General features: G+C 72.7%; 21 protein-coding genes. 16 read left to right on the top strand and 5 right to left on the bottom strand.

Annotation, left to right across the window (positions count from 1 at the left end; all coding sequences use genetic code 11):
• Positions 1 to 6: 6 nt before the first annotated feature.
• Together QMG39_RS00565 and QMG39_RS00560 are read left to right on the top strand one after the other, a co-directional pair.
• Positions 7 to 642, top strand: a complete 636-nt coding sequence (locus tag QMG39_RS00565) for an RNA polymerase sigma factor (protein ID WP_373878282.1) — start codon at positions 7 to 9, stop codon at positions 640 to 642.
• Positions 626 to 1,417: an anti-sigma factor gene (locus tag QMG39_RS00560; protein ID WP_281881861.1), complete on the top strand. Its 792-nt coding sequence runs from the start codon at positions 626 to 628 to the stop codon at positions 1,415 to 1,417. The genes QMG39_RS00565 and QMG39_RS00560 overlap by 17 nt, the downstream gene beginning before the upstream one ends.
• An 11-nt stretch (positions 1,418 to 1,428) precedes the next feature.
• On the opposite strand, the gene QMG39_RS00555 is transcribed toward QMG39_RS00560, so the two are convergent.
• A complete protein-coding gene (locus QMG39_RS00555; protein WP_281881860.1) occupies positions 1,429 to 2,505 on the bottom strand; it encodes a M4 family metallopeptidase in 1,077 nt (358 codons plus the stop codon).
• A gap of 88 nt (positions 2,506 to 2,593) precedes the next feature.
• Between QMG39_RS00555 and QMG39_RS00550 the strand changes: the two genes are divergently transcribed.
• The gene (locus tag QMG39_RS00550; RefSeq protein WP_281881859.1) at positions 2,594 to 3,436 is read left to right on the top strand and encodes a CPBP family intramembrane glutamic endopeptidase; all 843 of its coding nucleotides are present in this window, start codon (positions 2,594 to 2,596) and stop codon (positions 3,434 to 3,436) included.
• A gap of 15 nt (positions 3,437 to 3,451) precedes the next feature.
• On the opposite strand, the gene QMG39_RS00545 is transcribed toward QMG39_RS00550, so the two are convergent.
• Positions 3,452 to 3,799, bottom strand: coding sequence for a DUF488 domain-containing protein (locus tag QMG39_RS00545; protein ID WP_281881858.1), 348 nt, complete (start codon positions 3,797 to 3,799; stop codon positions 3,452 to 3,454).
• Positions 3,800 to 3,904: 105 nt separating this feature from the next.
• Here QMG39_RS00545 and QMG39_RS00540 point away from each other — a divergent pair, with 105 nt between their 5' ends.
• From QMG39_RS00540 to QMG39_RS00530, 3 genes are read left to right on the top strand one after another with little or no spacing between them, the layout of a single operon-like run.
• Positions 3,905 to 4,801 carry a metalloregulator ArsR/SmtB family transcription factor gene (locus QMG39_RS00540; protein WP_281881857.1) on the top strand — a complete coding sequence of 299 codons (897 nt, stop codon included), beginning with the start codon at positions 3,905 to 3,907 and terminating at the stop codon, positions 4,799 to 4,801.
• Positions 4,802 to 4,845: 44 nt separating this feature from the next.
• Positions 4,846 to 5,259 carry an arsenate reductase ArsC gene (locus tag QMG39_RS00535; protein ID WP_281881856.1) on the top strand — a complete coding sequence of 138 codons (414 nt, stop codon included), beginning with the start codon at positions 4,846 to 4,848 and terminating at the stop codon, positions 5,257 to 5,259.
• 9 nt (positions 5,260 to 5,268) lie between these two features.
• Positions 5,269 to 6,219 carry a PstS family phosphate ABC transporter substrate-binding protein gene (locus tag QMG39_RS00530; RefSeq protein ID WP_281881855.1) on the top strand — a complete coding sequence of 317 codons (951 nt, stop codon included), beginning with the start codon at positions 5,269 to 5,271 and terminating at the stop codon, positions 6,217 to 6,219.
• Between the two features lie 9 nt (positions 6,220 to 6,228).
• On the opposite strand, the gene QMG39_RS00525 is transcribed toward QMG39_RS00530, so the two are convergent.
• Together QMG39_RS00525 and QMG39_RS00520 are read right to left on the bottom strand one after the other, a co-directional pair.
• Positions 6,229 to 7,386, bottom strand: a complete 1,158-nt coding sequence (locus QMG39_RS00525; protein WP_281881854.1) for a hypothetical protein — start codon at positions 7,384 to 7,386, stop codon at positions 6,229 to 6,231.
• A 37-nt stretch (positions 7,387 to 7,423) separates the two neighbouring features.
• Positions 7,424 to 8,836, bottom strand: coding sequence for an HNH endonuclease signature motif containing protein (locus QMG39_RS00520; protein WP_281881852.1), 1,413 nt, complete (start codon positions 8,834 to 8,836; stop codon positions 7,424 to 7,426).
• 218 nt (positions 8,837 to 9,054) lie between these two features.
• Between QMG39_RS00520 and QMG39_RS00515 the strand changes: the two genes are divergently transcribed.
• From QMG39_RS00515 to QMG39_RS00490, 6 genes are all read left to right on the top strand, one after another.
• Positions 9,055 to 10,071 carry an NADPH:quinone reductase gene (locus QMG39_RS00515; RefSeq protein WP_281887101.1) on the top strand — a complete coding sequence of 339 codons (1,017 nt, stop codon included), beginning with the start codon at positions 9,055 to 9,057 and terminating at the stop codon, positions 10,069 to 10,071.
• 148 nt (positions 10,072 to 10,219) lie between these two features.
• Complete coding sequence (gene rpsO, locus QMG39_RS00510; protein ID WP_281881850.1) at positions 10,220 to 10,489, top strand: 30S ribosomal protein S15; 270 nt, start codon at positions 10,220 to 10,222, stop codon at positions 10,487 to 10,489.
• A 105-nt stretch (positions 10,490 to 10,594) separates the two neighbouring features.
• Entirely contained in the window at positions 10,595 to 11,587 is a 993-nt protein-coding gene (locus QMG39_RS00505) for an EamA family transporter (RefSeq protein WP_281881849.1), read from the top strand.
• Between the two features lie 11 nt (positions 11,588 to 11,598).
• A complete protein-coding gene (locus QMG39_RS00500; protein WP_281881848.1) occupies positions 11,599 to 12,516 on the top strand; it encodes an LLM class flavin-dependent oxidoreductase in 918 nt (305 codons plus the stop codon).
• Between the two features lie 31 nt (positions 12,517 to 12,547).
• Positions 12,548 to 14,620 carry a S9 family peptidase gene (locus QMG39_RS00495; RefSeq protein WP_281881846.1) on the top strand — a complete coding sequence of 691 codons (2,073 nt, stop codon included), beginning with the start codon at positions 12,548 to 12,550 and terminating at the stop codon, positions 14,618 to 14,620.
• Entirely contained in the window at positions 14,617 to 15,231 is a 615-nt protein-coding gene (locus tag QMG39_RS00490; RefSeq protein ID WP_281881845.1) for a hypothetical protein, read from the top strand. The genes QMG39_RS00495 and QMG39_RS00490 overlap by 4 nt, the downstream gene beginning before the upstream one ends.
• Here QMG39_RS00490 and QMG39_RS00485 read toward each other — a convergent pair whose 3' ends face one another.
• Complete coding sequence (locus tag QMG39_RS00485; RefSeq protein WP_281881844.1) at positions 15,232 to 15,633, bottom strand: thioredoxin family protein; 402 nt, start codon at positions 15,631 to 15,633, stop codon at positions 15,232 to 15,234.
• 73 nt (positions 15,634 to 15,706) lie between these two features.
• Between QMG39_RS00485 and QMG39_RS00480 the strand changes: the two genes are divergently transcribed.
• The 4 genes from QMG39_RS00480 (at position 15,707) to QMG39_RS00465 (ending at position 19,350) form a co-directional block, all read left to right on the top strand.
• Positions 15,707 to 16,477: a fructosamine kinase family protein gene (locus QMG39_RS00480; RefSeq protein ID WP_281881842.1), complete on the top strand. Its 771-nt coding sequence runs from the start codon at positions 15,707 to 15,709 to the stop codon at positions 16,475 to 16,477.
• A gap of 10 nt (positions 16,478 to 16,487) precedes the next feature.
• Positions 16,488 to 17,414, top strand: coding sequence for an NADP-dependent oxidoreductase (locus tag QMG39_RS00475; protein WP_281881840.1), 927 nt, complete (start codon positions 16,488 to 16,490; stop codon positions 17,412 to 17,414).
• A 101-nt stretch (positions 17,415 to 17,515) separates the two neighbouring features.
• Positions 17,516 to 18,730 (top strand): LLM class flavin-dependent oxidoreductase, encoded by a 1,215-nt coding sequence (locus QMG39_RS00470; protein WP_281881839.1) that lies wholly within the window; start codon positions 17,516 to 17,518, stop codon positions 18,728 to 18,730.
• Positions 18,727 to 19,350 carry an FMN reductase gene (locus QMG39_RS00465; protein WP_281881838.1) on the top strand — a complete coding sequence of 208 codons (624 nt, stop codon included), beginning with the start codon at positions 18,727 to 18,729 and terminating at the stop codon, positions 19,348 to 19,350. Before QMG39_RS00470 ends, QMG39_RS00465 begins: the two co-directional genes overlap by 4 nt.
• Positions 19,351 to 19,399: the final 49 nt, after the last annotated feature.

Genomic DNA, 19,399 nt, shown 5'->3' with positions numbered 1-19,399 from the left:
ATGCTGGTGGACACGATCGCGGCGACGGCGCCCGGTGCGCCGGAACCGCTCGTGGTCGAGGACACGACGACCGCGAGGAGGCAGCGGAGGCACGTGGAGGATCCCGCGAACGACGACCGACGGCTCGCCGAGGCGTTCCGGAACGGCGAGGAATGGGCCGTGGCGGCCGCGTACGGAAGGTGGTCGAGACTCGTGTTCACGATCGCCGTGCGCTCGCTCGGCAACAGCCAGGACGCCGAGGACGTGACCCAGCAGGTCTTCGTGAAGGCGTGGCGCTCGCGCGAGCGGTTCGACCCCGAGCGGTCGCTGTCGGCGTGGCTCACGGGCATCACCCGCTACGCAGTCGCCGACATGCACGAGGCGAGGTCGCGCGAGCGGCGCCTTGCCGAGGCGGCCGCGGGCGAGCTCGCGGTCACCCAGACGGTCGATCCCCGCATGGAGGAGCGCGTGCTCGTCGCCGACGAGCTCTCGCACCTGCCGCCCGAACCGCGCCGGATCATGCATCTGGCCTACTACGAGGGGCTCACGCACGGGCAGATCGCCGAACGCACCGGCATGCCGCTCGGCACCGTGAAGAGCCACGTCAGACGAAGTCTCACCCGCATGCGAGCCCGATTGGAGGTGGATGATGCTGCACTGTGACGACGACGAACTCGCCGTGATCGCCCTGGGCGACCGCGAGCCGACGCTCGAGGAGCGCGACCACCTCGACGGGTGCCTGCGCTGCACCGGGGAACTCGATGCGCTCCGCGCGGCATCCGACCTCGCACGAGAGGCCGCGGGCGCTCCGCTCGAGACTCCGCCCGCATCGGTCTGGGCCGGCATCCACGCCGAGCTCGGCCTCGCCGAGGAGCTCAGGGCGACACCGGCGGATGCCTCCGAGGCCGACGCCGCACCCGCTGCGCCTGCCACGGTCGCGCCGCCCGCCGACGTGCCGCCCGCGCCGGTCGATCTCGCCGAGCGCCGCCGCGCCCGCGGTGCGCGCTTCTGGGCCCCGCTGCTGGCCGCGGCCGCGGTGCTGGGGCTCGTGGCGGGCATCGGCGGTGGCATCTGGTGGAACTCGCGCGAGCCCGATCCGACCGTGCTCGCCGAGGCCGACCTCGAGGGCTTCCCGGACTGGCCCGGCGCGAGCGGCGTCGCGGTGGTCGAGGAACTGCCCGACGGCACGCGCGAGGTCGTGGTCGACCTGGCCGGCGTCGAGGACCCGGACGACCTGCTCGAGGTGTGGCTCATCCGCGGCGACGCCTCGGGCCTGGTGAGCATCGGCCTGCTCGATGGCGCCACCGGGCGCTTCACGGTGCCCGCCGGCATCGACCTGGGGGAGTACCCGCTGGTCGACGTGTCGGCCGAGCCCGACGACGGCGACCCGGCGCACTCGGGCGACTCGATCGTGCGCGGCGACCTCCGCGGCGCGTAGCCGCGGCGGGCTCAGTCGGCGAGCACGCCGACCTCGCCCCAGCCCTCGGCGACGGCGAGCACCTCGGCCGAGGTGTCGCCGTACCGGGCGCGCGCCGTGTCGAGCGTGGCCGCCGCGAACCCGGCGAAGTCGGTGTCCCGGCCGATCCGGTCGCTCGTGAGCGTGTCGTACCAGACCCGCCCGGCGCGCTCCCACGCCGGGCCGCCCAGCCGCAGCGCGGCGACCACGAACGCGCGGTTCGGGATGCCCGAGTTGAGGTGCACCCCGCCGTTGTCGTCGTCGGTCACGATGAAGTCCCGGAAGTGGGCGGGCTGCGGGTCGCGGCCCAGTACGTCGTCGTCGTACGCGGTGCCGGGCGCGATCATCGAGCGGATCGCGACGCCCTCGACCTGGTCGGTGAACAGGCCCTCGCCGATCAGCCAGCTCGCGTCGCGCGCCTCCTGGCGGCGCACGTACTGCTCGAGCAGCGCACCGAAGACGTCGGAGACGTGCTCGTTCAGCGCGCCCGACTGGTCCTGGTAGCGCAGGTTCGCGGTGCGCTCGGTCACGCCGTGGGCGAGCTCGTGGCCGATGACCGAGAGCGAGTTGGTGAACCCCCGGAACACCTCCCCGTCGCCGTCGCCGAAGACCATGCGCTCGCCGTCCCAGAACGCGTTGTCGTAGTCGCGCCCGTAGTGCACCGTGGCGTCGAGCGGCAGGCCCGCCCCGTCGATCGAGTCGCGACCGTACGCCTCGAACAGGAACCCGAACATGTCGCCCAGGCCGTCGTAGGCCTCGGTCACCGCCTCGTCGCCCGTGTCGGGCTCGCCCTCGCTGCGCACGAGCCGCCCGGGCAGCACCTCCCGGCCGCCCGCGTCGGAGATGCGGCGGAACGGCGTGCCCGCCGGGTGAGCCGGCGCCTCGGCGAGCAGTCCCTCGTGCGGCGGGCTCGGCGGTCGCTCGTCGGTGCAGCGGAACTCGCGGAACGGCGCGTCGCGGTCGAGCGTGCGCCGTGCGGCCACGGCCGCGTGCTCGAACTGCGGCTGCACGGCGATGCGGGCCAGGAGGTAGGGAGGCACGATCCAGGCTCGAGGCATCGGTGTCGTCATGGCTCGATGCTCGCACGCGCCGCCGACGGGGCTCCTCGAACGCGCCGACCTCGGGCCGTCGCGGGCGCCCGTGTGCGATCCTGAATCGGTGACCGCCGCACCCGCCGCCCCGCCCGTGACGCGCACCGCCCGCACCTGGGCGCTGCTGCCCGCCCTCGTCGTGTGCGGCGCGGCCGTGCTGCTGTTCGGCGTGCAGGTCGCCTGGGCCGGCTACGCCACGCTCGCGGTGGGCCTCGTCGCGGCGTGGGTGGTCGAGCGCGCGACCGGCGAGCACGCGCTCCTGCGCGACCTCGGGCTGATCGCACTGGGGCAGGTGATCATCTCGACGATCTCGCTCGAGGCCGACATCAGCTACGCGAACATGGCGCTCATGGGCACGGTGCTCGGGCTCGCGGTCGCCGTGCCGTACGTCATCTCTCGGTTCGTGTTCGGCGACCGCGTCATCCGCTTCCCGTGGCGCACGGGGCACCGCTGGACCCCGGTGCAGTGGTCGTACCTGGGCCTCGTGGTGCTGCTCGGTTGGCTGATCCTGCCGTTCTACTTCATCACCTCGGGCGTCTACACGAACTGGCCGACGGTCACCCAACCCGACGAGATCGCGCGCCTGTTCGTCGGCGTGAACGCGGTCGGCATCTGGGACGAGCTGTTCTTCATCGTGACCTGCTTCGCGCTGCTGCGCCGGCACTTCCCCGACTGGCTGGCGAACTGCCTGCAGGCGATCGTGTTCGTGTCGTTCCTCTGGGAGCTCGGCTACCAGGCGTGGGGGCCGCTGCTGACGATCCCGTTCGCGCTGCTGCAGGGCTGGACGTTCCGGCTCACGAAGTCGCTGACCTACGTCATCACGGTGCACCTGCTGTTCGACCTCGTGGTGTTCCTCGTGATCGTGTACGCGCACCTCGGCGTGCCGCCGATCTTCCTGCTCGCGCCGTAGCGCTGGGCGGGTCGATCAGGCGGCGGTGAGGTACTCGGCCAGCACGACCGCGTGGTTGTGCTCGCGATCCTTCGCACCGTAGAGCAGGGTGACGTGCGGGTGCGTCCGCACGTAGTTGCGCAGGTACTCGGCCGCCGAGTTCGTCGCGAGCTCCTCGCGATACTGCGCGGCGAACTCGTCCCAGCGGTCGAGGTGCGCGTGCCATTCCGCCCGCAGCGCGGGGGAGGGCGCGACATCCTTCGTCCACGAGTCGAGCACGGCCCGGTCCTGGGTCATGCCGCGCGGCCACAGTCGGTCGACGAGGATGCGCACCCCGTCTTCGGGTTCGGGATCGTCGTAGACCCGCTTCAGCCTGACGTCCATACCTCGATCATCCTCCAATTGAACCGTTTCGGGTCGATTTCCGCGCGACTGCCGCCGATTCGTGTCCTCGGGCGACCGGCGGGCGACCTGTATAGACTCCCGTCTATGCATGGCGCGACGGATGCCCCGGGGGTCGACGGGTCGCTGACGGTGCTCGCCGACCCCACGCGCGTGCGCATCCTGCGGCTCATCCGCGACGCCGACGGCGGGCGCGAGCTCGTCGGCCGCCTCGCCGAGGCGCTCGGCGTGTCGCAGCCGACCGTGAGCCACCACATGCGCGCGCTGCTCGAGGAGGGCATCGTGCGCCGCGAGCCCGAGGGTCGGCGCGCCTGGTACTCGATCGAGCCCGAGTGGGTCGACCGTATCGACGCGCTGCTCGGTGCTCCTGCGGAGCCCGCGACGCCGCCCGACCTCGACCGCATCTCGCGCGACCTGGCCGTGCGCTTCCGCGGGGTGTTCAGTCGCGAGACCGTCGCCCACTACGTCGCCGACAGCTACCGGCTGCTCGCCTCGACCGGTCCGGCAGCACGCCTCTCCTCGCGCACGGCGGCCTTCACGGCCTCGCGACTGGATGCGCTGGCCCGCGACCGGGGCGCCGATGCGGCGACGCCCGAGGTGCTGTTCGTCTGCGTCGAGAACGCGGGGCGCTCGCAGATGGCCGCGGCGATCCTCCACCAGCTCGCGGGCGATCGCGTCACCGTGCGCACCGCGGGCTCGGACCCGGCGGCCGAGGTGCGCGGCACGGTCGTCGCCGCGCTCGACGAGATCGGCGTGCCGCTCGGCGGCGAGTTCCCGAAGCCGCTCACCGACGAGGCCGTGAAGGCGGCCGACGTCGTGATCACGATGGGCTGCGGCGACGCGTGCCCCGTGTTCCCCGGCCGCCGCTACCTCGACTGGGAGCTCGACGACCCCGTGGGTCGTCCGCTCGCCGAGGTGCGCGGCATCCGCGACGACATCGAGACGCGCGTGCGCAGGCTGTTGGACGAACTTCACATTTCATAGATGACCGTCTATGCTTTTTCGTACCGAGAGAAAGCGAGACCACCATGTCCGACACGCCCACCGTCCTGTTCGTCTGCGTCCACAACGCGGGCCGCTCGCAGATGGCCGCGGGGTACCTGCGTGCCCTCGGCGGCGACCGCGTCGAGGTGCTCTCGGCGGGCTCCGCGCCGAAGGATGCGATCAACCCGGTCGCGGTCGAGGCGATGGCCGAGGAGGGCATCGACATCGCGGGCAACACGCCCAAGGTGCTCACGGTCGATGCCGTGAAGGAGTCGGACGTGGTGATCACGATGGGCTGCGGCGACGCGTGCCCGATCTTCCCGGGCAAGCGCTACGAGGACTGGGAGCTCGACGACCCGGCCGGCCAGGGCATCGAGTCGGTCCGCCCGATCCGCGACGAGATCCGCCGCCGCATCGAGGTGCTCATCTCCGAGCTGCTCCCGGTCGGCCAGAACTGAGCACGTGACATGCGCACCACAGTGGGGATCGCCACGGCCGCGATCGCGCTGACGGCGGCATTCGTGCTGAGCGGATGCAGCGGGCAGGAGTCCGGGAGCGCGGCCGACCTCGCGGGAACCGTCGTCACCGACGGCTCCTCGACGGTCGGCCCGCTCACCAAGGCCGCCGCGATCGAGTTCGAGGCGGTCGAGCCCGAGGTCGTCGTCACGGTCTCGATCACGGGCACGGGCGGTGGGTTCCGCTCGTTCTGCCGGGGGGAGACCGACCTCTCGAACGCGTCGCGTCCGATCTCCGAGGACGAGATCGACGCGTGCGCCGAGGCCGGTGTCGAGTACACCGAGATCGTCATCGCGAACGACGGGCTGTCGGTCGTGGTGAACCCGGCGAACGACTGGATCCAGTGCATCACGGTCGAGCAGCTCCAGACGATCTGGGCGCCCGAGGCCGAGGGCGAGGTCACGAGCTGGAACCAGGTCGACCCGGAGTTCCCGGACGAGCCGCTCGTGCTGCACGGCCCCGGTGGCGACTCGGGCACGTTCGACTACTTCACCGAGGCGATCAACGGCGAGGAGGGCGCGACGCGCACCGACTACGGCGCCTCGGAGGACGACGACGTGATCGTCGCCGGCGTCACCGCCGAGGACGGCGGCATGGGGTACTTCGGCCTGAGCTACGTCGAGGAGAATCCCGACCTGGTCACGGCGCTCGAGGTCGACTCGGGCGACGGCTGCGTGGCGCCGACGGTCGAGACCGTGCAGGACGGCTCGTACGCGCCGCTCGGCCGGCCGCTGTTCATCTACGTGAACAACGCGTCCTACGCCGAGGAGCCCCAGGTCGAGGCGTTCGTCGACTTCTACGTCGACAACGCCGACGAGATCGCCGAGCGCGCCTCGATCGTGCCCCTCACCGACGAGCAGACCGAGCTGGCCGCGGAGGAGCTCGCGAGCGTCACCGGCTGATCCGACGGGTCAGCCGACCAGTCGATCGAACATGCCGAACAGCCAGTAGAGCCCGATCGCACCGGCCGCCACGCCGACCGTCGACGTGGTCAGCACACGGCGGCGGCGCAGGCGGGCTCCGCCGGGCGCGATGCGGTCATGGGCGAGACGCGAGGTGAGGGCGGATGCCGCGGGCGGCGGCTCGCCGGGGTCGAGGGCCGGCCCCCGGGCATCCGTCACCTGCGTCTCGATCGGCGCGGTCGCTCGATCGTCGGCGTACCGGGTGGAGCGGCGCGCCAGGCGCTCGCCCACGACCGTACGGATGCGGTGCAGCCGCCGCCACGTCTCGGGCTCGAGCAGGGCGAACGGCGTCACCGAGTACACGTAGAGCCAGTCGTCGACGACCTCGACGTCGTAGGCGCCGGTCTCGTCGATCAGCAGCCCCATCACGTCGGGCGTGAAGACGTAGAGCGCGTCGGTCTCGTACTCGCGCGGGCAGTAGAGGGCGAAGTGGCGGTCGAAGTCGCCCTCGAGCGAGAGCCGCTGGTCCTTCGCGAACCCGATCGGCAGGTTCGAGACGCCGAACGCGCCGTCGTTGCGGGTCGCGTCGAGCAGCAGGTGGGGGAGTCGCCGGTCGAGGCGCACCGCGAGGTAGCCCCAGCGGTGCTCGGTCGCGTCGCGGCGACTCGAGGACTTCTCCTCGTACACGTGCGTGCCGACCTCGACCTCGCGCTGGCCGGGCTCGTCGGGCAGGAAGTGGAACACGTCCTCGTCGCGTCGCGACGAACCGACGTGGAATACGACCCCCTCGTGCCGCCGGCCCGGCCGCGTCGGCTCGTAGTCGAACCCGTTCGCGCGGGCGAACGAGGCCAGCCGCGCGTAGCGCTCGCGGCGCGCGTGCTGCAGCTGCAGCCAGGAGAGCCACCCGACCGTGATGAGCGCGGCGAGGATGAGGAACACCACGACGCCCTGCGCCCGCTGGCCGAGCGCGCCCTCGACGAGCTGCGACACGAGGCCGCCGAGCACGAGCACGGCGATGAGCCCGATGATCGCGAGCGGGACGATGCGCCTCGCGCGTGGTCCGCGCAGCGTCTCGCCGAGTGTCGACTCGGGCGCGTGTGCGTACGCCTCCTGCATCGCCTCGGCGCTCACGGGCTCGAGCAGCGGGCGGATGTCGGGCTCCCTCACGCGGTCGATCGTAGCGAGCGCGGTCCGATCGATGCGGCTACGCCGCGGGCGCCACGGTGCGACCGGCCGCCCAGGGTGGTTCGGGGTTGGCATCCGTGTCGGTGTCGGTGTCGGTGTCGGTGTCGGTGTCGGGGTGGTCAGCGTCGGTGGCGGAGCAGCCGAGTGCGACGGCTCGTGCGGATGCCTCGGGTGGTGGCTTCTCGCGGAAGGGCGACTCCGGGCCGGTGACGTACTCGCGTCCCGCGGGGGAGGTCCAGCGGAGTTCGCCGCCGGTGTCTTGGGTGACGTGCCACGCGGTCTGGTGCTTCAGGCGGTGGTGTTTCCGGCAGAGGTGCGCGAGGTTCTGGTGGCTGGTGTGGGCGCCGTGTGCCCAGTCGGTGGTGTGGTCGAGGTCGCAGCGCCCGGCGCGGCGGGAGCAGCCGGGGAAGCGGCAGCCGCCGTCGCGCACCCTCAGGTACCCGGTCAGGTCGGCGGGCACGCGGTAGGTGGTGCGCCCGTAGGAGAGGTAGGCGCCGGTCTCGGGGTGGGTGAGGATGCGCTGGAACGACGGCGCGTGTGCGGCGAGGCGACGGGCGGTGTCGGCGTCGATCGGGCCGTACCCGTCGAGTTCGGCGGGCTCGTCGCTCGCCCCGAGGAGGGTCATGACGGGGACGGTCACGTACACCTTCGGCGTGACCGCGCCGAGCGGCGAGGTGGGCGGCGCGAGCGGTGAGGTGGCGGGTGCGTCGTGCAGCCATCCGCCGAGGAGCAGGTCGGCCGCGGCATCCGTCTTACGCTGCATCGGCGTGCGCGTGTCGACCCCCTCGCCATCCGACCCCGGCACGTCGGCGAAGGCGTCGAGCCGCGACATGATCGCGATGCCGCGCTCGGCCTCGAGGTGGATGCTCAGCCACGCCCTGCCGTCGGGCGCGGGATCGAGCACGACGCTGCGTTCGGCGCGGGCGACCTCGTGCCGCTCGACCGCCTCGATCGGGTGCATCCGCTCGCGCAGCCGCCTGGCGCGACGACGGAACGCCGACGGCGTGTCGCCGGCCCCACGCGCGAGTGCCTCGCGTTCGAACTCGGGCTGCGCCTCGACCGGCAGCTGGCTCGCGAACTCGAGCACCGTCCGCACCCGCCCGAGGCACATCGACCCGTCCGCGAGCGTCTGCAGCGTGGCCGTGAAACGGCGCGTGAGCTGCTCCGCGTCGCCGACCATGCGCCCCGCCGTGCGCTCGTGCACGGTGAGCGAGGTGGCGAGCTCGGCGATGAACGCCCGGGTCGCGAACTCCCGCTGCGTGAACGTGCTCAGCTCATCCACGCCCTCGACCTCGGAGGCCAGCCGCCGGGCGCGCTCGACGCGCCGCAGCTGCTCCGCCTGCGCCCCACGGATCGAGCGGTCGAGTTCGGCGATCGCGGACAGCTCGGCGTCGAGTGCCGTGCGTGTGTCGGGGATCGCGGTGAGCGCCACGGGCTGTGCTCCCAGGTCGAAGGCGAGGTTCGAACGTATGTTCGAGTCTACCGTGGCAAACCCAAGCTGATCAAGGGTTCGTGCGGCTGAATTCGGTTCTCCACAGGGTGGTTTCAGCAGGTGCGAGGCACGCCCACCCATGCCGCATCCGCCCGAGGACGGGTCGGGCAGAACCCTCACCCGGAATGCCGCCCGCGCTCCCCGCGTTCGACGTGAACATGCAGGCGATCGTCTACTCCCGTCCCGGTGACTCCTCCGTGCTCTCACTCGTCGAGCGCCCGCTGCCCGTCCCCGCCGCGGGGGAGGTGCGCGTGCGCATCGCCGTGTCGGGCGTCAACCCGACGGACTGGAAGGCGCGCGCGAGCAACCCGACCGTGCCCGGCGAGATCGTGCCGAACCAGGACGGCGCGGGCGTGGTGGATGCCGTCGGCGCCGACGTCGCCGGCCTCGCGGTCGGGGACCGCGTGTGGATCTACATGGCGGCGCACGGGCGCCCGACCGGCACGGCCCAGGAGTACACGGTCGTTCCCGCGGCACGCGTCGTGCCCCTGCCCGACGAGGCGAGCTTCGAGGTCGGGGCGAGCCTCGGCGTTCCCGCGATGACGGCGCACCGGGCGTTGACGGTGCACGAGTTCGGCCCAGCACGACTTGCGCCGGGGGCGCTCACGGGCCGCGTGGTGCTCGTTGCGGGTGGCGCCGGCGCGGTGGGGCACGCCGCCATCCAGCTCGCGCGCTGGGCGGGAGCACTCGTCATCGCGACGGTCAGCTCGCCCGAGAAGGCGGCACTCGCGACCGCCGCCGGCGCCGATCACACGATCGAGTACACGACGGAGCACGTCGCGTCGCGCATCCGCGAGATCGCCCCCGACGGGGTCGACCAGATCGTCGAGGTCTCCCTCGCCGTGAATGCCGGACTGGATGCCGAGATCGTCGCCAACCACGCGTCGGTCGCGTACTACGCCGACGACGGTGGCTCGGGCTTCACGATGCCGATCCGCCCGAGCTTCGCGAAGAACGTCCGAGTCCAGGGGCTCCTGCTCTACACCGTCGGCCAGGCCGCGTTGGATGCCGCCGCCGAGGACGTCGCCGCCGCCGTGCGCGATGGCGCGCTGCCCGTCGGTGCAGCGGCGGGCCTGCCGCTGCACGACTACCCGCTCGCACAGACCGCCGCAGCCCACGACGCCGTCGAGCACGCCGCGATCGGAAAGGTCCTCATCCACGTCGCCGAACTCTGACACCGGCCCGAGCCGAGCGCCCCGCCCGTTCGCCGCCACCATCCGCCTCTGGTAGACTCTTCAGGTTGCCGTCATGACGGCCGCGGACAAAGAGCGCTCGGGCATCCGGCCCGGAGCACCGCGCAACGAGTAGGAAGGGGATCCCTCTATGGCACTGGATGCAGAGACCAAGAAGGCGATCATCGACGAGTACGCGACCCACCCCGGTGACACTGGATCCCCCGAGGTCCAGATCGCGATCCTCAGCACCCGCATCAAGGACCTCACCGAGCACCTCAAGGAGCACAAGCACGACCACCACTCGCGTCGTGGCCTGCTCCTCCTGGTCGGTCAGCGTCGTCGTCTGCTCGGCTACCTCGCCGACGTCGACATCGACCGCTACCGTGCGCTCATCGGGCGTCTCGGGCTGCGCCGCTAGTCGTCGACGACACCGCGAACTTCTTCACGACGGCCTCCGCCCTTCGGCGGGGGCCGTCGTCGTCTCCCAGGAACCACGACCACCGCACCCACCAGTAGGAGCACCGTGCGCGCATCACGCGGATTCGCCGGCATCGTCGTCGGCCTCGCCGCCGGCCTCGCGTTCGGCGCGGGCGGCGCCGTCGTCAAGCCGCTGCTCGAGGCCGGCTGGTCGCCCGGCGCGGCGGTCTTCGCGCGCATCGTGGTCGCGGCCGTCGCCCTCGCGATCCCCGGACTCGCGGCCATGCGCTGGAGCATCCGTCCGCTCCTGGCCGCCTGGCGCACCGTGCTCGCCTTCGCGATCCTCGGCGTCGTGCTCACCCAGGTCGCGTTCTACGCGGCGATCGAGCGCATCCCCGTGAGCCTCGGCCTGCTCATCGAGTACCTCGCGCCGGTCGCGCTCGTGCTGCTCGCCTGGGTCCGCCTCCGCCGCGCACCCCAGGGCGTGGTCATCGCCGGCTCGGTCGTCGCGATCGCGGGCCTCGTGCTCGTCATCGGTCCGGGCGGCGGCGACCTCGACCCGATCGGTCTGCTGCTCGCGGGCCTCGCGATGGTCGGCATGTGCGTGTACTACGTGCTGGGCGACCGGGCGGATGCAGCGGTGCCGCCGCTCGCGCTCGCGGCATCCGGCTTCGTGGTCGGCGCCCTCGTGCTCGGGCTGGTGGGCCTCACCGGCATCCTCCCGTTCGAGTTCGCGTTCGTCGACGGCGTCGCCTTCCTCGGCGGCACCGCCCCGTGGTGGGTGCCCGTGCTCGTCGTCGGCCTCGTCTCGACCGCGTTCGCCTACGCGGCCGGCATCACCGCGATCCGCATGCTCGGCACGCGCCTCGCGTCGTTCCTCGGGCTCTCCGAGGTCATCTTCGCCGCGATCGTCGCGTGGTGGGTGCTCGGCGAGGTCATCACGCCCCTGCAGCTGCTCGGAGGCGTGCTGATCCTCGCGGGCATCGTGCTCGTGCGCCTCGAGCGCGACGACCGCAGCGGGCTCGACGAGGTGCCGGGTGCCGAGCCGGTGCCGCTGCCGAGCGACGCGACGGTCGAGCCGCCCCGCGACGGCGCTTAGACTCGATCACCATGCGCGTCGGCATCGTCATCCTCCCGCAGTTCGACTGGCCGGAGGCGGCCCGCTACTGGCGCGGCGCCGAGGAGCGCGGCTTCGACCACGCGTGGACCTACGACCACCTCTCCTGGCGCTCGCTCGCGGGGGAGCGCTGGCACGCGACCATCCCGACGCTCACCGCCGCGGCGATGGTCACCGAGCGCATCCGCCTCGGCACGTTCGTCGCGAGCCCGAACTACCGCCACCCGGTGCCGTTCGCGAAGGACGTCGCGACACTCGACCAGGTCTCCGGCGGCCGCGTGCTGCTCGGCCTCGGCTCGGGCGGCACGGGCTTCGACGCGCACGTGATGGGGCAGCCCGAGCTCACCCCGCGCGAGCGCGTCGACCGGTTCGCCGACTTCACGGCGACGCTCGACGAGTTGCTGCGCTTCGAGGGGGAGCAGGGCGAGGGGCAGGCGGATGCCTCCGGCGGCATCTCTCACGACGGCCCCTGGTACACCGCGCGAGAGGCCCGCATGGTCGGCGAGCCGGCCCAGCGGCCCCGAATGCCGTTCATCATGGCCGCGAACGGGCCCCGCGCCCTGCGCATCGCCGTGCAGCACGGGCAGGGCTGGGTCACGACCGGGCCGTACGTCGGCGCGGGCGACGCGGAGTGGTGGCGCGCCGTCGGCGACCTCTCGGTGCGCCTCGACGACGCCTGCGAGGCGGCCGGCCGTGACCCGCGCAGCATCGAGCGCCACCTCAGCCTCGACCGCGACGAGTCGTACGCCATGCGCAGCGTCGACGCGTTCGAGGAGGCCGTCGGCCTCGCCCGCGAGCGCGGGTTCACCGACGTGATCACGCACTGGCCGCGCACCTCCGGCATCCACACCGGCGACGAGCGGGTGCTCGACGAGGTGGCGTCCCGGCTCGACGCGATCCGCGCGGACTGAGCGGCCGCCGATCGCGGCTAACGTGTACCGCATGCCCTTCGACTCGCTCGACGACTACATCCGCATCCCGAGAGTCGAGGCACTCGCCCTCTCACCCGACGGCGGCCGCGCGGTGCTCACCGTCGCGACCCTCTCCAAGGACGGCACCTCGTACGAGAAGGCCCTCTGGAGCGTGCCCGGCGACGGCACCGGCTCCCCGACGCGCCTGACCCGCTCGGCGAAGGGCGAGGCCGGCGCATGGTTCACGGCCGCCGGCGACCTGCTCTTCGTCTCCGCGCGCCCCGACGCCGAGGCCGACGGCGACGACGAGGCCGCGCAGCTCTGGCTGCTGCCCGCCGCGGGCGGCGACGCCCGGCCGATCACCCGGCTCGCGGGCGGCGTCTCGGGCATCGGCGCCGTCTCCGAGGCATCCGATCGTGTCGTGATCAACGCCGAACTGCTGCGCACTCCCGACGACCTCGAGGCCGAGGCCGCCCTGCGCGGTCGCCGGAAGAAGGCCAAGGTCGCCGCGATCCTGCACGACTCGTACCCGGTGCGGTTCTGGGACCACGACCTCGGGCCCGCCGAGCCCCACCTGCTGAGCCTCGACCTCGGCGACCTGGCCGACGAACTGCCGACGACGGATGCCCCGGGCGACGACTCCGACGACGACGCGCCCGCCCCGTACCCGGCGTCGCTGCCGCGCCCGTTCGACCTGACGCCGCGCCCCGGCCGCGAGGCCGACTCCGCCGGTACCGCCGTGACGCCCGACGGAGCGACCGTGGTCGCCTCCCTCCGGGTGCCCGGCCCGCAGGAGGGCCGCCGCGTCCTCGTCGCGATCGACGCCGCGACGGGCGAGCGCCGCACGCTCGTCGACCTGCCCGGCATCGACGCCGCCGCCCCGGTGATCAGCCACGACGGCACGACCCTCGTGCACGTGCGCCAGGCGAAGGCGTCGCCCGCCGGTCCGACCGACGTCGAGATCTGGGTCAGCGCGCTCGACGGCACCGGCGCGCGCCGCATCGCCACCGGCTGGGACCGCTGGGCCACGTCGCTCGCCTTCGCCGCCGACGACGCGTCGCTCATCGCGACCGCCGACTCCGACGGCCGCGCACCGGTCTTCCGCATCCCGCTCGACGGCTCGGCCCCGGAGCAGCTCACGCGCGACGACTTCGCGTACGCCGACGTGCGCGTCGTGCCCGGCTCGGACGATCTCGTCGCGCTGCGCTCGACCTGGGTCATCGCACCCCACCCGGTGCGCATCGGCGCCGACGGCACCGTGACGCCGCTCGCGAGCCCGGCGCCGGCTACCGAGGCATCCGCCCGCATCGAGGACGTCGAGACCACGGCGGCCGACGGCACCCGCGTGCGCGGCTGGCTCGTGCTGCCCGAGCAGGCGTCCGACAGCGAACCCGCACCGCTGCTGCTCTGGATCCACGGCGGCCCGGTCGCGAGCTTCAACGCGTGGAGCTGGCGCTGGAACCCGCTGCTCGCCGCCGCCCGCGGCTACGCCGTGCTCCTGCCCGACCCGGGCCTGTCGACCGGCTACGGGCTCGACTTCGTCGGCCGCGGCTGGAACGCCTGGGGCGACGAGCCGTACACCGACCTCATGTCGATCACCGATGCCGTCGAGGCCAGGCCCGACATCGACGAGACCCGCACCGCCGCGATGGGCGGCTCCTTCGGCGGGTACATGGCGAACTGGGTCGCCGGGCACACCGACCGGTTCCGCGCCATCGTCACGCACGCGAGCCTCTGGGCGCTCGACCAGTTCGCCGGCACGACCGACATGACCGCGTACTGGAGTCGCATCTTCACGCCCGAGGCGATGGAGGCGCACTCCCCGAACCGGCACGTGGCGAGCATCCGCACGCCGCTGCTCGTGATCCACGGCGACAAGGACTACCGCGTGCCGATCGGCGAGGGGCTCCGGCTCTGGTCCGATCTCGCCGCCGCGCACGCCGCGGAGGACGGCACGACCGTGCACCGCTACCTGTACTTCCCCGACGAGAACCACTGGATCCTGAAGCCGCAGAACGCCGTGATCTGGTACGAGACGATCTTCGCGTTCCTCGACCAGCACGTGCACGGCAACGACTGGCAGCGCCCGGAGCTGCTCGGATGACCGCGCCCCGGAACAAGCCGCTCGGCCAGTGGGAGCCGCTGCCGTACCTCGTCGTGCTCGCGCTCGCGGTGGCGATCAGCCTCGTCCGGCCCGAGAACGCGCCGTTCGCCTTCTGGCCGCTCCTCGTCGCCGTCACGGCCGCGGCGGCGTGGCTCGTCGCCACCCTCGTGCGCGACGGCCGCTCGACGCGCAATCCCGATCGCTGGGGCGACCTGCGCACGCTCGACGGCGTGCGGGTGATCGACGCGCCGGGGAAGCCCCGCGCCGTGAGCGGCGTCGTGCCGGTGCTCGACGCGCAGCGGCACCAGTCGACCATCGACCTGGCGCGCATCCACGGCGGCATGGAGCAGCACGCGGTGCTCGTGCCGCGTGCGAGCCGCTGGATGTCGCGGCGCTATCGCATCGGGGTGCAGCTCGTGGGCGGGAACAGGCCGCACCTGGCCGGATTCCTGCACGAGGCGGCGGACGACCGGTGGCGCGAGGTGCTCGACCGGCTGGGCGAGCACGGCGCGTACGTGCGGGTGCCCGCGACGATCGTCGGGGCGGAGCGTCCCTACCGGGTCGAGCTCGACCTCAGCGGGCTCGAGGCGGTCGCGGCCGAAGAGGCCTGATCAGCCCTCGCTGCGCGCGCCCTGCAGCTCCGACTCGTTCGCGAGTTCCTGCTCGGCGAGCTGCTGCCGGACCTGGTCCATGTCGAGGTCGCGCACCTGCGAGATGAGGTCGTCGAGCACGGGGCGGGGGAGCGCACCGGCCTGGGAGAAGACGCCGATTCCGTCCTTGAACGCCATGATCGTCGGGATCGACGTGATGCCCATCGCGGCCGCGAGCTGCTGCTGGTCCTCGGTGTCGACCTTCGCGAAGGTCAGGTCGGGGTTGTCCTCCGACGCGGCCTCGTAGTTCGGGCCGAACTGGAGGCAGGGTCCGCACCAGCTGGCCCAGAAGTCGACGAAGACGGTGCCGCCCTCGAGGATCGTCTTCTCGAAGGTGTCCAGGGTCAGCGCGACGGTAGCCATGGGTTCCAGCCTAGGTGAGCCGGCTGGACGGTACCTGCGTGCCGTCCCCATGCCGGTTGGGAGACTGGCTGTCATGCAGGTGGTGCGCAAGGAGCGGGCGGATGCCCCTGAGGGGTTCTTCGAGGCCGAGGCGGCCGGTCTCGCCTGGCTCGCCGACGCGGGCGGCGTGGCGACGCCGCGGGTGGTCGACGTCGGCCCGGGCCGCATCGAGCTGGAGCGCATCGCGATCGCGCGGCCCGATGCGGAGGCGGCTCGGGCGTTCGGGCGTGCGCTCGCCGAGACGCACGCGGCCGGTGCCGAGACGTTCGGCGCGCCGCCCGCCGGCTGGACCGGACCGCTCTACATCGGTCGCCGGGAGATGCCGCGCACGACCTCGACCTCGTGGGGAGCGTTCTATGCCAAGGCGCGGGTCCTGCCATTCGTCGGCGTGGCGGTGGACGCGGGCAACCTCGCGTCGGCCGAGGCCGACCTCGTGCGGCGCGCGTGCGACGTCGTCGCCGACGGCGCGTTCGACGACGACCTGCCGCCGGCGCGCATCCACGGCGACCTCTGGAACGGCAACGTGCTCTACTCGCCGAACGGCGTCGTGGTGATCGACCCGGCCGCGCACGGCGGGCACGGCGAGACCGACCTCGCGATGCTCGACCTGTTCGGCTGCCCCGGCCTGGACGCGGTGCTCGCCGGTTACGATGAGGTCGCGCCGCCCCGGGCGGGCCGGCGCGCGCGGGTGCCGCTGCATCAGCTGCATCCGCTCGCCGTGCACGCGGCCGGCCACGGCCGCTCCTACGGCGTCGCCCTGGCCGATGCCGCGCGGCGGGTGCTGCGACTCGCCGCGGGACGATGAGGAGGACCGCATGCCCCGTGCCGTGCTGATCGAGCGTCGTGGATCCGTCGAGGACCTGGTCGTGCGGGAGGTGCCCAGGCCCGAGCCGGGTCCGGGCGAGGTCCGGGTGCGGGTCCGGGCGGCGGGGCTGAACCCGGTCGACTGGAAGATCATCGAGCGCGAGGGGTCGTGGCAGGCGTTCAACGGCGAGGGCGGGCTGCCGACCGGCAACGGCAACGACCTCGCCGGGCTGGTCGACGCGGTCGGGCCGGGGGTCGCCGAGTGGCGCGTCGACGACGAGGTGCTGGGCGGGCGCCGGTTCCATGCGCAGGCCGACTTCGCGATCGTGGCCGCGGACGCGCTCGTGGCCAAGCCCGAGGCGCTCACCTGGGAGCAGGCGGGGTCGCTGCAGATCGCCGCGCGCACCGCGGCGGCGAGCGTGCGCCAGGTCGCCCCGCAGCCGGGCGAGACCGTGCTGGTGAGCGCGGCGGCCGGTGGCGTCGGCGTGCTGGTCGCGCAGCTGGTCGCGCGTCACGGCGCGACCGCGATCGGCACCGCGAGCGACGACAACCACGAGTTCCTCCGCTCGATCGGCGTGGTGCCGGTCGCGTACGGCGACGGGATGGTCGAGCGCATCCGCGCGATCGCACCGGCCGGCGTCGACGCGGTGCTGGACAACCACGGCCGTTCGACGATGGAGGCCGGGCTCGAGCTCGGCGTCGACCCCGCGCGGATCAACACGATCGCCGACCGTCCGTTCGCGGCCGAGATCGGTGCCACCACGGCCGGCGGGGCGAGCGCGCTCGACGACGACCTCGCCGACGTCGCCGCCCTCGTCGCCGACGGCTCCCTCGTGTTCCCGGTCGACTCGGTGTATCCGATCGAGCGCGTCGTCGAGGCCTATCGGCACCTGCGCGCCGGTCACCTGCGCGGCAAGGTCGTGCTGGTCACCGAGTAGCCCTGCGAACGCGGGAATAGCCCCGGCGGGGCATCCGTTCACTCATTTACATGCACATGCATAGAATGGATCCCACGAGGAACGAGGGCCAGGAGGCCGCCATGCAATTCGGAATCTTCACCGTCTCCGACATCACCCAGGACCCGACGACCGGACGCACCCCGTCCGAGGCCGAGCGGATCCAGGCGACGCTCACCATCGCGAAGCACGCGGAGGAGGTGGGCCTGGACGTCTTCGCGCTCGGCGAGCACCACAACCCGCCGTTCTGGTCGAGCTCGCCCACCACGACGCTCGCCGCGATCGCGGGCGCCACCTCGACGCTGCAGCTGTCGACCGCGACCACGCTCATCACCACGAACGACCCCGTCAAGCTCGCCGAGGACTACGCGATGCTGCAGCACGTGTCGGGCGGCCGCGCCGACCTCATGCTCGGCCGCGGCAACACCGGGCCGGTCTACCCGTGGTTCGGGAAGGACATCCGCCAGGGCCTGCCCATCGCCATGGAGTCGTACGAGCTGCTGCGCCGCCTCTGGCGCGAGGACGTCGTCGACTGGGAGGGGAAGTTCCGCACGCCGCTGCAGGGCTTCACCTCGACCCCGCGTCCGCTCGACGGCGTGCCGCCGTTCGTCTGGCACGGCTCGATCCGCACCCCCGAGATCGCCGAGCAGGCCGCGAGCTACGGCGACGGCTTCTTCGCGAACCACATCTTCTGGCCCGCGTACCACACGCAGCGCATGGTGCAGCTGTACCGCCAGCGGTTCGAGCACCACGGTCACGGCACCGCCGCGCAGGCGATCGTCGGCCTCGGCGGCCAGGTGTTCATGCGCAGGAACTCGCAGGACGCGGTGGACGAGTTCCGCCCCTACTTCGACAACGCGCCGGTCTACGGCCACGGCCCGAGCCTCGAGGAGTTCAGCTCGCAGACGCCGCTCACCGTCGGCAGCCCGCAGCAGGTCATCGACCGCACGCTCGGGTTCCGCGACTACGTCGGCGACTACCAGCGGCAACTCTGGCTCGTCGACCACGCCGGCCTGCCGCTGAAGACCGTGCTCGAGCAGCTCGACCTGCTCGGCGAGGAGGTCGTGCCGGTGCTGCGCCGCGAGTTCGCGAAGGACCGGCCGGCAGAGGTTCCGGATGCCCCGACGCACGCGTCGCTGGTGCGCGCGAAGTACGGGGACGCCGCTCCGCGCCAGGCCGTGCCGAACGCCAACCGCGGCGACAACCTCACGCTCGGCTCGCCGTACCAGGACGCCGCCCCCGCGGCACCGACCGGCTCGGCCTTCGGGCTCGCGGCCACGCGAGGGGATGCACGATGACCACGCGCATCGTCGTCGTCTCGGCGGGGCTGTCGACCCCGAGCTCGACCCGACAGCTCGCCGACCGGCTGACGGCCGACGCGGTCGCCATGCTCCGCGAGCGCGGCGCCGACGTCGAGGTGCAGGTGTTCGAGCTGCGCGACCTCGCGCACGACATCACGAACCACCTGCTCATGGGCTTCGCGCCGCCGAAGCTGCAGGCTGCGCTCGACGCGGTCGCGACCGCCGACGGGCTGATCGCGGTGACGCCGATCTTCACGACGAGCTACTCGGGGCTCTTCAAGTCGTTCATCGACGTGATCGACCCGCAGGCGCTCACGGGTCTGCCGGTGCTGCTCGGCGCGACGGGCGGGACCCCGCGGCACTCGCTCGCGATCGACTACGCGATCCGCCCGCTGTTCACCTACCTGCACGCGGTGCCCGTGACCACGGGCGTCTTCGCCGCGACCAGCGACTGGGGCGACGGCGACGGCGTGCGCCCGCTGCCCGACCGCGTCGGGCGCGCCGCCGGCGAGTTCGCCGAACTCGTCGCACGCACCGACCGAAGCGGGCTCGTGAACGACCCGTTCGCGCTCGACCGGCCGGTGGGGCACCTGCTGGGCGGGCTGGCGGGGGAGTAGCAGTGATCCCGGCGCCGCGAGCGCGGCGCCGGGATCACGCAGTGTCACC

It is taken from the genome of Agromyces rhizosphaerae, from assembly GCF_027925245.1.
Classification (GTDB): Bacteria; Actinomycetota; Actinomycetes; order Actinomycetales; family Microbacteriaceae; genus Agromyces; species Agromyces rhizosphaerae.
The sequence above is the reverse complement of the archived record's forward strand: the minus strand, read 5'-3'. Positions and strand labels throughout refer to the sequence as shown.

Coding starts and splice junctions, on each gene's coding strand:
- QMG39_RS00560 (WP_281881861.1), top strand. CDS start 626: ATGATGCTGCACTGTGACGACGACGAACTCGCCGTGATCGCCCTGGGC.
- QMG39_RS00555 (WP_281881860.1), bottom strand. CDS start 2,505: ATGACGACACCGATGCCTCGAGCCTGGATCGTGCCTCCCTACCTCCTG.
- QMG39_RS00545 (WP_281881858.1), bottom strand. CDS start 3,799: ATGGACGTCAGGCTGAAGCGGGTCTACGACGATCCCGAACCCGAAGAC.
- QMG39_RS00540 (WP_281881857.1), top strand. CDS start 3,905: ATGCATGGCGCGACGGATGCCCCGGGGGTCGACGGGTCGCTGACGGTG.
- QMG39_RS00535 (WP_281881856.1), top strand. CDS start 4,846: ATGTCCGACACGCCCACCGTCCTGTTCGTCTGCGTCCACAACGCGGGC.
- QMG39_RS00530 (WP_281881855.1), top strand. CDS start 5,269: ATGCGCACCACAGTGGGGATCGCCACGGCCGCGATCGCGCTGACGGCG.
- QMG39_RS00515 (WP_281887101.1), top strand. CDS start 9,055: ATGCAGGCGATCGTCTACTCCCGTCCCGGTGACTCCTCCGTGCTCTCA.
- rpsO (WP_281881850.1), top strand. CDS start 10,220: ATGGCACTGGATGCAGAGACCAAGAAGGCGATCATCGACGAGTACGCG.
- QMG39_RS00500 (WP_281881848.1), top strand. CDS start 11,599: ATGCGCGTCGGCATCGTCATCCTCCCGCAGTTCGACTGGCCGGAGGCG.
- QMG39_RS00495 (WP_281881846.1), top strand. CDS start 12,548: ATGCCCTTCGACTCGCTCGACGACTACATCCGCATCCCGAGAGTCGAG.
- QMG39_RS00490 (WP_281881845.1), top strand. CDS start 14,617: ATGACCGCGCCCCGGAACAAGCCGCTCGGCCAGTGGGAGCCGCTGCCG.
- QMG39_RS00485 (WP_281881844.1), bottom strand. CDS start 15,633: ATGGCTACCGTCGCGCTGACCCTGGACACCTTCGAGAAGACGATCCTC.
- QMG39_RS00480 (WP_281881842.1), top strand. CDS start 15,707: ATGCAGGTGGTGCGCAAGGAGCGGGCGGATGCCCCTGAGGGGTTCTTC.
- QMG39_RS00475 (WP_281881840.1), top strand. CDS start 16,488: ATGCCCCGTGCCGTGCTGATCGAGCGTCGTGGATCCGTCGAGGACCTG.
- QMG39_RS00470 (WP_281881839.1), top strand. CDS start 17,516: ATGCAATTCGGAATCTTCACCGTCTCCGACATCACCCAGGACCCGACG.
- QMG39_RS00465 (WP_281881838.1), top strand. CDS start 18,727: ATGACCACGCGCATCGTCGTCGTCTCGGCGGGGCTGTCGACCCCGAGC.